The sequence below is a fragment of the Flavobacterium cryophilum genome (genome assembly GCF_048286555.1).
Lineage (GTDB): Bacteria > Bacteroidota > Bacteroidia > Flavobacteriales > Flavobacteriaceae > Flavobacterium.
Map to the genome: position 1 here is coordinate 12,943 of NZ_JBLVPZ010000003.1, position 14,130 is coordinate 27,072.

The window sequence follows — 14,130 nt, forward strand, 5'->3', positions numbered from 1 at the left end:
GCAGAAGTATACAATTGTTATATGAGTACAGTTCTTTCGCATTCTCTTTTTACAGATTTTGATATCGATTTATTTAAAGCCGGGAAACATTTTCGACTCTACGAAAAACTAGGCGCACATCTCGTTTCAGTTGATGGAGTAGACGGAGTTTACTTTGCAGTTTGGGCCCCTACGGCTCATTCGGTTTCTGTTGTTGGGGATTTCAATTTCTGGACGCAAGGCGAACATCCATTAGCAGTACGTTGGGATTCGTCGGGTATTTGGGAAGGGTTTATTCCAAATGTTCAAAAAGGGACAACCTATAAATATAAAATTCAATCCAGTAGTAATGGAATTGTCACTGAAAAAGCAGATCCTTTTGCTTTTTACTGTGAAAAACCACCCCATACAGCATCTGTAGTATGGGATTTAGACTATAAATGGAACGACAAAAATTGGATGGAAACACGTCAAAATCATAATGGTTTAGACAAACCCTATTCTGTTTATGAAGTACATTTAGGTTCTTGGAAACGTCACGGCGAAGAAAATCGTTTTTTGACGTACCTGGAATTTGCCGAAGATTTAGTAAACTATGTACAAGAAACAGGTTTTACCCACGTAGAGTTTATGCCAATCATGGAATATCCATACGATCCTTCGTGGGGATACCAGTTAGTGGGATATTTTGCGCCAACTTCCCGTTTTGGCAATCCGCAAGAATTCATGTATTTGGTTGATAAACTACATGAAGCCGGAATTGGAGTTATTCTGGACTGGGTTCCTTCTCATTTTCCAGATGATGCTCATGGTTTAGGATTTTTTGACGGATCAAATCTTTTTGAACATCCTGATCGTAGAAAAGGCTATCATCCAGATTGGAAAAGTTTAGTGTTTAATTATGGACGAAATGAAGTGCGTTCCTTCCTTATCAGTAATGCATTATTTTGGTTACACCATTATCACGCTGATGCTTTGCGTGTGGATGCCGTTGCATCTATGTTATACTTAGATTACTCCAGAAAGGAAGGCGAATGGGAACCTAATATTTATGGAGGTAGGGAAAACCTAGATACGATTAGTTTCTTGAAGGAATTTAACGAAGCTGTTTATTTAAATTATGAAGGAGTGCAAACTATAGCAGAGGAAAGTACTTCGTTTCCTATGGTTTCCAGACCTACATCCGTTGGTGGTTTAGGTTTTGGTATGAAATGGATGATGGGCTGGATGCACGATACTTTAGAATATTTTCAAAAAGATACCGTATATAGAAAGTACCATCAAAATGATTTGACTTTTTCAATGACGTATACCTTTTCGGAAAATTTCATGTTACCGCTTTCCCATGATGAAGTAGTTTATGGAAAAAAATCTATTGCGGGTAGAATGCCCGGCGATGAATGGCAGAAATTTGCGAATTTAAGATTATTGTATGGCTATATGTTTGTACATCCCGGAACTAAATTATTATTTATGGGAAGTGAATTTGGACAAAGTAGCGAGTGGAATTTTGAAGGAAGTTTAGATTGGCATTTATTGCAATATCCATATCACGAAGGCGTGAAAAAATTGATTACGGATTTGAATAAATTGTACAAAACACAACCCGCGCTGCATGAAAAACAATTTAGTCCCGAAGGGTTTGAATGGATAAATTACTCCGATCATCAAAATGCTGTAATGTCTTTCATTCGAAAAGGATATGACTCAAATAACGATGTAATAGTGGTTTGCAATTTTACTCAAGTTGTTCGCCCTAATTATCGAATAGGTTTACCCAAAAAAGGAAAATTGACAGAAATTTTTAATACTGATGCTTTAAATTATGGCGGAAGCGGAGTTTCTAACGCTAAAAAAATAGCAATTGAAGCAATGCCTTATGATGGAAAAGATTATTCTACCGAGTTGCTTTTGCCACCTTTAAGCGTTACTGTATATAAGATTTCATAAGTTAAAAAATTCCCTTATTTTAAAATAAGTATTACCAATGGTTTTCATTGATAATGGAAACCATTAGTATATATTGCGAATTGTTAAATTAAAAAACTACAACGTTCTCTTTAATAAAAATCAGATCTACACAAGCTTAAAAGTATTTTTGTATTTTTGAAAACCAAAAATTGATTAGAATTAATTCCAGAAAACATGATTACAAATACAGAATTAGAATATAAAGGAGATTTATATCCCACAAAAATAGTTTCTTTTGAACATGAAGCAGATTCAATTTATTTTCATACCGATAACAGTGTCATCTTAAAAGTAACCGTATTAAGAGATAGTTTAATTCGGTTTAGATTTACGACAAAAGGGTATTTTAGCAACGATTTTTCCTATGCAGTTGATCAAAATCATTCACATGGATACAATTTTCTTGAGGTTTCTGAAGTGGAAGAGTATTATCAGATAAAAACGAGTAAAGTAAAATGTAGAATTCAAAAAACAGATATGAGATTGTCTATTTTTGATTTGGAGGACACTATTATTTTAGAGGATGAATTAGGTTTCCATTGGGAAGAAAGCTATGAATACGGCGGAAACATTGTAAAAATGAGTAAAACTTCAAAAGATGGAGAATGCTTTTACGGACTTGGTGATAAAGCAACCCAACTGAATTTAAAAGGAAAGAGACTGGAGAATTTTGCGACAGATCAATATGCATTTCAAAAAGACCAAGAACCGTTGTACAAGGTAGTTCCGTTTTATATTGGATTACAAAACAAACAATCGTACGGTATTTTCTTTGATAATACGTTTAGGACTTATTTTGATTTTTGTCACGAACGAAGAAACGTTACCAGTTTCTGGGCCGAAGGAGGAGAAATGAATTACTATTTCATTTACGGACCAGAAATGCAAGATGTTGTCACTACATACACTCATTTGACCGGTAAACCGGAATTACCCCCACTTTGGGCACTTGGATACCACCAATGTAAATGGAGTTATTATCCCGAAAGTAATTTAAAAGAAGTTGCCGCAAAATTCAGAGAATTAAAAATTCCATGCGATGCGATATATTTAGACATTGACTATATGGAAGGTTTTCGATGTTTTACTTGGAATAAAGAATATTTTCCTGATCCCAAAAGAATGGTGGCTGAATTAGCCGAAGATGGTTTCAAAACAGTAGTAATTATTGATCCGGGAATAAAAATTGATAAAGAATACGATGTATATAAAGAGGCCTTAGAAAAAGATTATTTCTGTAAGAGAGCTGATGGTCCATACATGAAAGGAAAAGTATGGCCAGGAGAATGTAATTTTCCGGATTATACAAATCCTGCGGTACGAGAATGGTGGGCTGGATTATTCAAAGAATTAATTTCGGAAATTGGTGTAAAAGGAGTATGGAATGACATGAATGAACCTGCAGTAATGGAGGTTCCTAATAAAACATTTCCCATGGATGTGCGTCACGATTACGATGGAAACCCTTGTAGTCATAGAAAAGCACATAATATTTACGGTACTCAAATGGCCAGAGCCACATATCACGGTGTGAAACGATTTGCATATCCAAAAAGGCCTTTTGTAATAACAAGATCAGCATATGCTGGAGCACAGCGCTATACGTCATCATGGACCGGAGATAATGTTGCCACTTGGGAGCATTTATGGATTGCAAATATTCAGGTGCAACGCATGTCTATTTCTGGTATGGGTTTTACAGGTTCTGATATTGGTGGGTTTGCAGAGCAGCCATCAGGCGAATTATATGCACGCTGGATTCAATTAGGTGTTTTTCATCCGTTTTGCAGAACACATTCTTCTGGAGATCACGGTGATCAGGAGCCTTGGGCTTTTGATGAAGAAGTAATAAATATTACCAGAAAATTCGTAAATTTGAGATATCAATTGTTACCGTATTTATATACCATGTTTTGGCAGTACATTGAGGAGGGAATCCCCATGTTGAAACCATTAGTATATTATGATCAGGAAGATATTCAAACGCATTATAGAAATGACGAATTTGTTTTTGGAAATCAAATATTAGTTTGCCCAATTTTAGAACCAAATGCTGTAGGCAGAAGGATGTATATTCCTCGAGGATATTGGTATAATTATTGGACCAACGAAGAAGTTAATGGAGGAAAAGAAATTTGGGTAGATACTAAATTTGATCAGATTCCAATTTTTGTAAAAGCGGGAGCAATCATTCCTAAATATCCGGTTCAACAATATGTTGGAGAATTAGAATTTGATGAATTAACACTCGATATTTATTATAAAGAGGGAAAAGAAAAGTCTGTAGTTTATGAAGATGCGCAAGATGGTTATGATTATAAAAAAGGGAGGTACAGTTTTCTATCGTTTCAAATAACCGGTAAAGAGAATGAACTGATTGTTCAGTTGCATAAAGAAGGAAAATACGATACGAATTATTCGAAATATAAAATAAATCTTATCGGATTACCCTTTAAAGTTAAAATGATTGAGATTGATAATGTGGAAGTATCATTTGATAAAAACACTTTAGAAAATGAAAGCTACTTGATTGTTGATAAGGAATTTACAACATTTCATATCACTGGAGAATAACAAAAAAAATTGATACTTTTTCATTTAATTATGTAAATTTATATGCATGTAATAATTGTATTTTTGTTTAACATTTAAAATCTAAGATCATGAAAAAGCATTTATTAGTAGGGATTTTTGCAGTAGGATTAATTTATTCCTGTGCAACGAATCCTATAACAGGTAAGAAAAATTTTAATATTGTTTCAAACAGTGAATTGTTTCCATCATCTTTTCAACAATATGGTACTTTTTTGAAGGAAAATAAAGTGATTACCGGAACTGCCGATGCAAGAAGAGTAGAAACAGTTGGAACGAGGATTAAGGCAGCTGCAGAAAAATATTTAACCTATTTAGGGCAAACAAAATATTTGAATGATTACCGTTGGGAATATAAGTTGATTGACAATAAAGAAGTGAACGCATGGTGTATGCCAGGAGGAAAAATTGTTGTGTATTCCGGTATTTTACCAATCACACAAAATGATGCTGGCTTAGCAACGGTTATGGGACATGAAGTTTCGCATGCACTGCTAGATCACGGTGCGCAACGTATGAGTGCTGCACAATTGCAACAATTAGGAGCTGTAGGTGTTGCAGTAGCGACTGGAGGTAAAAGTGAACAAACACAACAAATATGGGGTCAAGCGTATGGATTAGGATCTCAGTTTGGTGTAATGCTTCCATTTAGTAGAGGTCACGAAACTGAAGCGGATAAAGTTGGTCTGACTTTAATGACAATTGCTGGATATAATCCGGAGGAATCTATTACTTTCTGGTCTAGAATGTCTGCAAAATCTTCAGGTCAAGCACCACCAGAATTTATGAGTACACACCCGTCTGATGCTACGAGAATTGCAAATTTAAAAACGTTAATTCCGGAAGCAAAAGCTTTAGCAGCTAAAGTCGGAGTTATTAATAGGTAGTAACGTAATCCGTTACATGCGAGTAGTTTTTGAGATAATTTTTTTCAGTTCGAGTGCTTTCAGACAGAAAATTATATCGAGAATTAGACAGTTATTAGTAAAAAAAGATTTTAGATACAGTTTTTATGCCTTTTTACGTTACCAAAAATATTCAAAATAACGTTTTGAATAATTGCACCGACAGATTAACATAGTATGATTATAAAATTATTTAAACAGGCTATCCTTGAAAAGGGAAAGCCTGTTTTTTATTGTACATGATTTATCACGAGTTAGCGTCCTTTGATTCATTAGTTATTTATTACTTTGTAAATTAATTGCTTTTTATATCGTTGTTAGAAAATAATAAATAAATTCGTATCATAAAAAAGATAAATATGGCAGATTTACAAAAAGGGAGTGAAAAATTATTAAATGCTTGGGCTTTTTATGATTGGGCCAATTCAGTTTATACGCTTACCATTGCATCTGCAGTATTTCCCATCTTTTATGAAGCTTTATTTTCTGAGCGAGATCATTACATTGATGTTTTTGGTATGAATCTCAAAAATTCAGCTCTAATAAGCTTTATTACCGCTTTAGCATTTTTATTAATAGCTTTTATTTCGCCATTATTATCAGGTATTGCAGATTATGTGGGAAATAAAAAATCATTCATGAAATTCTTTTGCTACTTAGGAGCGCTGTCATGTATGGGGTTGTACTTGTTTAATCTTACAAATATATACATTGGACTAGCATTTTATTTCCTAGGTTTAATTGGATATTGGGGAAGTTTGGTTTTTTATAATTCCTATTTACCAGATATTGCTTATGTGGAGCAACAAGATAAAATTAGTGCCAAAGGATATTCATTTGGATATATCGGAAGTGTTATTTTATTGCTCATCAATTTGGCTATGATCATGAAACCAAAACTTTTTGGAATTACCGGAACAGATGGAGAGGCAGCTATGAAAGCCATGCGGTATTCATTTGTTATGGTAGGAGTTTGGTGGATAGTATTCAGTCAATACACGTATTATTTTTTGCCAAAAGGCAATAAAAATGCTGATCGTAAAGTAACTCACCATGTTATTTTTAACGGTTTTAAAGAGTTAAAAAAGGTTTGGTTTCTACTAAAAGAAAACGTTGAACTAAGTCGTTATTTAGGAAGTTTTTTTGTTTCGAGTATGGCCGTACAAACGGTGATGCTAGTTGCCACTTATTTTGGAGCACAAGAAATTGCTTGGTCATCCAAAGCGGAAAGCACAATAGGTTTAATTATTTGTATTTTAATAATACAACTAGTTGCGATTCTTGGTGCCGTTCTCACTTCAAGAGCCTCAGAAAAATTTGGAAATATTCCAACTTTGATAGTGATTAACTGTATTTGGGTGGTATTTTGTGCACTTGCGTTTTTTATCACTTTACCAATACATTTTTATATCATGGCAAGTATAGCTGGGCTTGTAATGGGTGGTATTCAAGCTTTATCGCGCTCAACATATTCTAAATTATTACCTGAAACAGAGGATACTACTTCTTTTTTTAGTTTTTATGATGTTGCTGAAAAAATAGGAATTGTTATTGGTATGATTATCTATGGCGTTATTGATCAAATCACTGGAAGTCCAAGATTAGCAATTGTATTTCTTGGCGTATTCTTTGTTGTGGCGGTTTTGTTACTAAAAAGAGTTCCAAAAAAAAGTGTTTTAAACTAATAAAGCATCTTCCCTAATAATGTATTTTTCTTAAAATTAAGCTCTCGAAATAGCTCTTGGACCATTTAAATCACTGCTGAAATTTATTGTTCTCCTAGCTATTTTCATATCACATGAAACACTTAAGTAAGCATCAAAACGTGCTCAGAATGGTTTTATTTGGTTGTTGTTTGTTGTGCCTAAAATATCTCTTTATAATGAAAATAGGATAAAAAGATTATATTTTGGCACAGAGATTGACTCTTTTACCGCTAAGTAAATTATGACTATCAAAGATTGATTTTATATAAAAAGACTACTTTGAAAACATATATTTGCTTAAATAATGAAATTTTTAATGACAAAAAGACTTAAATAATATATGTCAAATCATAAAATACTTACTATTGACAATCTGTCACTTCAAGAATTTGATTCAGAAGCAGATTTAATTCCACTTTTGACTCCTGAAGATGAGGAGGAAATGAATAATGAGGCTTTACCGGAATTACTGGCTATTTTACCGTTGCGAAATATGGTTTTATTTCCAGGAGTTGTGATTCCAATCACTGCTGGTCGCGATAAATCTATAAAATTGATAAATGACGCGAATGCCGTTGGGAAAACTATAGGAGTTGTTGCTCAAGTAAATGAGGAAGATGAAGATCCCACAAAAGATGATATTCATAAAATAGGTACTGTAGCCCGTATTTTGCGCGTATTAAAAATGCCTGACGGGAATGTAACTGTAATTCTTCAAGGTAAAAAACGTTTTGAAATTGATTCTGTTGTTACTGACACACCATACATTACGGCAAAAATTAAAGAGGTTCCGGAAAAAAGACCGAAGAAAAACGATACTGAATTTGTTGCAATTTTGGATTCAATTAAGGAATTGGCGATTCAAATTATTAAAGAAAGTCCAAATATTCCAAGTGAAGCGACGTTTGCTATCAAAAATATTGAAAGCCAGTCGTTTCTTGTCAATTTTGTTACTTCAAACATGAATTTATCGGTTAAAGAGAAACAAGATCTATTAGCGATTAATGAACTGAAAGATCGAGCTTTAGAAACGTTGCGACATATGAATGTTGAGTTGCAAAAACTCGAGTTGAAAAATGACATTCAGTCTAAAGTTCGCTTCGATTTAGACCAGCAACAACGCGAATATTTCCTGCACCAACAATTGAAAACGATTCAAGAAGAATTGGGTGGTGTTTCTCAGGAAGAAGAAATGGATGAAATGTTGCAGAAGTCCTTGACTAAAAAATGGGACGAAAAAACCAAAAAACATTTCGTTAAAGAATTGTCCAAAATGCGCAAAATGAATCCACAGGCGCCAGATTTTGGAATTCAAAGAAACTATTTAGAGTTGTTTTTAGAACTGCCTTGGAACGAATATTCTAAAGATAAATTCGATTTAAAAAGAGCACAGAAAATATTGGATAGAGATCATTTTGGTCTTGAAGATGTTAAGAAAAGAATGATAGAACATTTAGCAGTTTTAAAATTGCGAAATGATATGAAGTCTCCAATTATTTGTTTGACAGGACCTCCGGGAGTTGGAAAAACATCAATTGGTAGATCTATAGCTGAAGCATTGGGTCGAAAATATGTTCGAATTTCTCTCGGTGGTTTACGTGATGAAGCGGAGATTCGCGGACATAGAAAAACCTACATCGGTGCCATGCCAGGGCGAATTATTCAAAGTTTGAAAAAAGCAGGAACATCAAATCCGGTTTTTGTTTTGGATGAAATTGATAAGTTATCAAACAGTAATCAAGGCGATCCATCGTCAGCATTACTGGAAGTGTTAGATCCAGAGCAAAACAATTCGTTTTATGATAATTTTCTTGAAATGGGGTATGATTTGTCAAAAGTCATGTTTATCGCTACGTCTAATAATATGGCTGCGGTTCAACCTGCGTTGAAAGACCGAATGGAAATTATCAAAATGTCGGGTTATACGATTGAAGAAAAAGTAGAAATTGCACGCCAGCATTTGTTTCCAAGACAATTGAAAGAACACGGCTTAACGACTAAGGATTTAAGCATTGGTAAAAAACAATTGGAGAAAATTGTCGAAGGATACACACGGGAATCGGGAGTTCGTGGTTTAGAAGCTAAAATTGCTCAAGTAATCCGTAACGCAGCAAAATCCGTTGCAATGGAAGAAGAGTATAACAAAAAAGTAACAGACGACGATATCATAAAAACACTTGGTGTTCCAAGATTAGAAAGAGATAAATACGAGAACAATGATGTTGCCGGTGTGGTAACTGGTTTGGCCTGGACTTCTGTCGGTGGTGATATTCTGTTTATAGAATCGTTGCTTTCTCCAGGAAAAGGTACGATGACCATTACCGGAAATTTAGGTACCGTAATGAAAGAATCTGCCACCGTAGCTTTAGAATATATCAAAGCGAATGCGACGCTTTTAGGATTAAACTCAGAGATACTATCTAAATACAATATTCACTTGCACGTTCCTGAAGGTGCAACTCCAAAAGACGGTCCTAGTGCCGGAATTGCGATGTTGACGTCCCTAGTTTCTTTGTTTACACAAAAAAGAATAAAGAAAAACTTGGCGATGACAGGAGAAATTACCTTGCGAGGAAAAGTGTTGCCAGTTGGTGGAATTAAAGAGAAGATTCTCGCGGCCAAAAGAGCGAATATTAAAGAAATTATTTTGTGTCATGAAAACAAAAGTGATATTGATGAAATAAAACCAGAATATCTGGAAGGTCTGTCATTTCATTATGTAAAAGAAATGAGCGAAGTATTGAAATATGCATTGACTGATCAGAAAGTCAAAAATGCTAAAGATTTATAATAAAATCAATTCAAAATTTTAAAAATCCAAATTCTAAAACCTGATTGTAAGTGTTTAGAATTTGGATTTTTTATTTGCAATTACGATTTTTAAAGTTGCCATTTATTGTATTTATAATTTTATCTTCGCAGTCGCGTTTTACCTTACATAAGTTGCAATTTAAAGCATGTTAAAAAAACTTTTATTATACTCCTTATTTTTAATTTGTTCTGTATCGTACAGCCAAATAGGAGGCAAGTATACCTATCAGTTTTTGAACTTGGTCACTTCACCAAGGCAAGCGGCGCTGGGAGGAAAAGTAATCACCATATATGATGATGATGTCAATCAGGCTCATTTCAATCCAGCTACTATAAATGCTGAAATGGACAACCATTTGGCTTTAAATTATGGAAGTTATTTTAAGGAAGTAACCTACGGAACGGCCTCTTATGCTTACACGTATGATCGGCATTTGCAAACGTTGCAGGCGGGTGTGAATTATGTGAATTATGGTAATTTTGAAGGTTATGATGAAAATGGTCAGCCTACATCCGAATTTACCGGAAGCGAAATGGCTCTTTCCGTTGGCTATTCCTATAACATTCCAAATACTACAATTCATTTAGGCGCTAATGCAAAATTAATATCTTCCAGTTTAGAAAGTTATTATTCTTTAGGTGGTGCAATTGATATAGGAGCGCTTTTTATTGACGAAAAAAATGATGTAAATTGGGGTTTGGCTATTCGAAATATCGGAACTCAGTTCTCGACTTATAATGGTACAAATGAAAAACTGCCACTCGAAATCATCGCGGGCGTTTCACAAGAACTAGAGAATGTACCTATTCGTTGGCATCTTACTTTGGAAAATTTACAGCAATGGAATATTGCTTTTTCAAATCCGGTCAGGGCAGAATCATCGTTTGACGGCACGGAGAGCCAAGAAAAAATTTCCTTTGTAAATAATGCATTGCGACATGTAATTGTGGGAGTAGAGCTTTTTCCGAAAAAGGCATTTAATCTGCGCGTGGGATATAATTTTAGAAGAGCCGAGGAACTACGGCTTCAGGAACAGCGTAATTTTTCGGGAGTTTCATTAGGTTTCGGACTTAAACTGAATAAACTGAAATTTAATTATTCCTATTCCAGATACACATTGGCAGGAAATACAAGTCTTTTTGGGTTAACTATTAATTTTCAAGAATAATTTCCCAATTTGAAACTAATGGCAGAGCAGTTTGATTAATTATTAAATTTAAATAAAATATTTTGAAAAAAATTACCATCGCAATTGACGGATTTTCATCTACAGGAAAAAGTACGTTGGCCAAACAACTCGCGAATCATTTAGGATATATATATGTAGATACCGGAGCAATGTACCGTGCCGTAACTTTATTTGCGATGCAAAATGGTTACATAAGCGCTGATTTTTTTGATAAACAAATTTTAATTAACAGTTTACCAAATATAAAATTGCATTTTAAATTCAATGCTGATTTGGGTTTTGCCGAAATGTTTTTGAATGATATTAATGTTGAAACAGAAATTAGAACGATTGAAGTTTCCTGTTTTGTCAGTAAAGTAGCTGAAGTTTCTGAGGTTCGTGCGAAATTAGTCGAACAGCAAAAGAAAATGGGAAAAGACAAAGTAATAGTAATGGATGGAAGGGATATTGGTACTGTAGTTTTTCCCGATGCCGAGCTTAAAATTTTTATGACTGCAAGTGCAACTACCAGAGCAAAAAGACGTTACGACGAATTGGTTGAAAAAGGAGATACGGTGTCATTTGAGGCAGTTTTGGCAAATGTAGAAGAACGAGATTATATTGATACACACCGTAAAGATTCTCCTTTGGTAATGGCTGAAGATGCTATCGAAATTGATAATTCACATTTGAATCGCGAGGAACAATTCGAGCTTGTATTAGAGTTAGTAAATGAAATTACTAAAACGATATAATTATTTGCAGATCTCATTTTTAATAGTAGATTTACGCCTTGTTAATTTTTTTTTAAAAATAAAAAACAATTCATCTTATGGGAATTAAAAATCGATTGGTAATAATGAGTTTTCTTCAGTTTTTTGTTTGGGGAGCTTGGTTAATTACCATTGCGAATTACTGGTTTGGCACCAAGAATTGGGAAGGAACCCAGTTTGGATTAGTTTTTGGAACTATGGGAATTGCTTCTTTATTTATGCCTACTCTAACTGGAATTATCGCTGACAGATGGGTAAATGCTGAAAAATTATACGGAATTCTTCATATTTTGTACGCTGCCGTTTTATTTTACATACCACAAGTTTCCACTCCGGAAACCTTTATTTATATTATGCTTTTGGCGATGTGTTTTTATATGCCAACGATTGCTTTGAGTAATTCTATATCCTATAATGCACTTAAATTAAATAATAAAGATATTATTAAAAATTTCCCTCCCATTCGGGTTTGGGGAACAATAGGTTTTATTGTTGCGATGTGGATTACCAATTTAACAGGAAATAAAGCAACTGAATATCAGTTTTACATCGCAGGTTTAGCTGCGGTACTTTTAGGAATTTATTCTTTTACGTTACCAAAATGTAAACCGCAACGCTTGTCTAAAGTGAATGCTTCCATTATGGAAACATTAGGTTTAGAATCGTTTAAATTATTTGCAGATTATAAAATGGCTTTATTCTTTGTTTTTTCTATGTTTTTAGGGGGAGCTTTACAATTGACAAATGCGTACGGAGATGTTTTCTTGGATGAATTTAAACATTTTCCAAAATATGCGGATTCTTTCGTTGTGGAATATTCCACCATAATAATGTCAATTTCTCAAATTTCAGAGACGCTATTTATTCTTGCGATTCCTTTTTTTCTAAGACGTTTTGGAATCAAACAAGTGATGTTGATAAGTATGTTGGCATGGGTATTGCGTTTTGGATTATTTGCTTACGGAAATCCAACAAGCGGATTGTGGATGATTATCATGTCTTGTGTGGTTTATGGAATGGCATTTGATTTCTTTAATATTTCAGGATCATTATTTGTTGAAACCAATACGGATTCAAAAAATCGTTCTTCGGCACAAGGTTTATTTATGATGATGACCAATGGTTTTGGAGCGGTGTTGGGAAGTTTTACTTCGGGATGGGCTATTGATAAATACTTTACAAAATCATTTAATAATACTACAGATCTGGCTGGTTTTCTGGAAACAGAAACGACTAATCCAAAGATGTTAGAATTTGTTGCAGCGCAAGGGAATTCAATTACATCCAATGGATTGTTTAGTAAAGCCATTTTCATGAAAGACTGGCATACAATTTGGCTGGCTTTTGCAATTTATGCGTTGATCATCGCGGTAGCATTTGCTATTTTATTCAAGCACAAACACAATCCTGTAGATGTTGAAAATGTAAGTCATTAGAAAAATATAACCCGATAACATTTAAAAGTTATCGGGTTTTTTTATGCTGAAAAATCGGGGTAAAACTATTTAGCCGCGATGGAGCCATTATCCTAGTAGCGTAGTGAAGAGTAAAGGTACTGTGTTTTTTTTTACGTCATCTTTTCCACACCGCAAGCCAAATCCATTAAATGAAAGCCCGCTTGATGTAATGTGTTTAATATATCACCAGGATCCATAAAGTCAAAAAGAACATTGGTGCCATTTAATTCAGGAGTAATTTGAAATTTTGTTGGATTATGGTTCTGCGGAACTCTATCGTGTGCTGGATGGTCTATTAATTCTTGAGAGTTTCTTATGTCGAATTTATTTCCATGAGCTATTCCATTTCTAAGATGTCTAATAAGTTGAAAAATTGGTGAGTGAAAATCATTAAAGTACTTATGATCTATCAATGCGTCTCCGATTGATAACAATGCACCAGTTAAATAAACACGTTCTAATTGATTAATGACAAACTCGTTTTCTCTCGCTTGTTCTAAGTATAATCTAAAATCAAAGGTGTGGGCAAGAGGATCGCCTTTACTTTTTACAAAACCAACTGGCACAATTTGATTTGGAAGAACTTCGGGAATTAATTTATCTGAACGTATATCTATAGCTAAAGAAATAGCTGAAACATATGCATAATATCCTGTAACTAAATCGAGAGCCAATTTGCTCACTATTTCAGCTTCTGGATTTTGAAGTTGTAAACTTCCGTCTGGATTCTTTATTTCAGCCATATTTCCATTAAGTGTGTTTACATT

The 14,130-nt window shown here is 34.2% G+C and carries 9 protein-coding genes; 8 read left to right on the forward strand and 1 reads right to left on the reverse strand.

Translation table 11 applies throughout. The features are described from left to right. Positions 1-21 precede the first annotated feature (21 nt). The 8 genes from glgB to ACNQGJ_RS06895 all read left to right on the forward strand — a co-directional run bounded on the left by glgB (position 22) and on the right by ACNQGJ_RS06895 (position 13,342). Complete coding sequence (gene glgB / locus ACNQGJ_RS06860) at positions 22-1,929, forward strand: 1,4-alpha-glucan branching protein GlgB (protein WP_417971394.1); 1,908 nt, start codon at positions 22-24, stop codon at positions 1,927-1,929. 195 nt (positions 1,930-2,124) lie between these two features. Further along, positions 2,125-4,524: a glycoside hydrolase family 31 protein gene (locus ACNQGJ_RS06865; RefSeq protein ID WP_417971396.1), complete on the forward strand. Its 2,400-nt coding sequence runs from the start codon at positions 2,125-2,127 to the stop codon at positions 4,522-4,524. Positions 4,525-4,613: 89 nt separating this feature from the next. Next, entirely contained in the window at positions 4,614-5,429 is an 816-nt protein-coding gene (locus tag ACNQGJ_RS06870; RefSeq protein WP_417971398.1) for a M48 family metallopeptidase, read from the forward strand. 377 nt (positions 5,430-5,806) lie between these two features. Further along, positions 5,807-7,132: an MFS transporter gene (locus tag ACNQGJ_RS06875; RefSeq protein ID WP_417971400.1), complete on the forward strand. Its 1,326-nt coding sequence runs from the start codon at positions 5,807-5,809 to the stop codon at positions 7,130-7,132. A 361-nt stretch (positions 7,133-7,493) separates the two neighbouring features. Beyond that, positions 7,494-9,944, forward strand: coding sequence for an endopeptidase La (lon, locus tag ACNQGJ_RS06880; protein ID WP_417971402.1), 2,451 nt, complete (start codon positions 7,494-7,496; stop codon positions 9,942-9,944). A 166-nt stretch (positions 9,945-10,110) separates the two neighbouring features. Continuing rightward, positions 10,111-11,133, forward strand: coding sequence for a type IX secretion system protein PorQ (porQ, locus tag ACNQGJ_RS06885; protein ID WP_417971404.1), 1,023 nt, complete (start codon positions 10,111-10,113; stop codon positions 11,131-11,133). Between the two features lie 62 nt (positions 11,134-11,195). Next, complete coding sequence (gene cmk, locus ACNQGJ_RS06890; protein ID WP_417971405.1) at positions 11,196-11,888, forward strand: (d)CMP kinase; 693 nt, start codon at positions 11,196-11,198, stop codon at positions 11,886-11,888. Positions 11,889-11,965: 77 nt separating this feature from the next. Beyond that, positions 11,966-13,342 (forward strand): nucleoside permease, encoded by a 1,377-nt coding sequence (locus ACNQGJ_RS06895; protein ID WP_417971407.1) that lies wholly within the window; start codon positions 11,966-11,968, stop codon positions 13,340-13,342. 131 nt (positions 13,343-13,473) lie between these two features. On the opposite strand, the gene ACNQGJ_RS06900 is transcribed toward ACNQGJ_RS06895, so the two are convergent. Next, a complete protein-coding gene (locus ACNQGJ_RS06900; RefSeq protein ID WP_417971409.1) occupies positions 13,474-14,106 on the reverse strand; it encodes a hypothetical protein in 633 nt (210 codons plus the stop codon). Positions 14,107-14,130: the final 24 nt, after the last annotated feature.

What these genes read in the sequence shown, in the direction of transcription:
- glgB (WP_417971394.1), top strand. Translation starts at nt 22, where the DNA reads ATGAGTACAGTTCTTTCGCATTCTCTTTTTACAGATTTTGATATCGAT.
- ACNQGJ_RS06865 (WP_417971396.1), top strand. Translation starts at nt 2,125, where the DNA reads ATGATTACAAATACAGAATTAGAATATAAAGGAGATTTATATCCCACA.
- ACNQGJ_RS06870 (WP_417971398.1), top strand. Translation starts at nt 4,614, where the DNA reads ATGAAAAAGCATTTATTAGTAGGGATTTTTGCAGTAGGATTAATTTAT.
- ACNQGJ_RS06875 (WP_417971400.1), top strand. Translation starts at nt 5,807, where the DNA reads ATGGCAGATTTACAAAAAGGGAGTGAAAAATTATTAAATGCTTGGGCT.
- lon (WP_417971402.1), top strand. Translation starts at nt 7,494, where the DNA reads ATGTCAAATCATAAAATACTTACTATTGACAATCTGTCACTTCAAGAA.
- porQ (WP_417971404.1), top strand. Translation starts at nt 10,111, where the DNA reads ATGTTAAAAAAACTTTTATTATACTCCTTATTTTTAATTTGTTCTGTA.
- ACNQGJ_RS06895 (WP_417971407.1), top strand. Translation starts at nt 11,966, where the DNA reads ATGGGAATTAAAAATCGATTGGTAATAATGAGTTTTCTTCAGTTTTTT.
- ACNQGJ_RS06900 (WP_417971409.1), bottom strand. Translation starts at nt 14,106, where the DNA reads ATGGCTGAAATAAAGAATCCAGACGGAAGTTTACAACTTCAAAATCCA.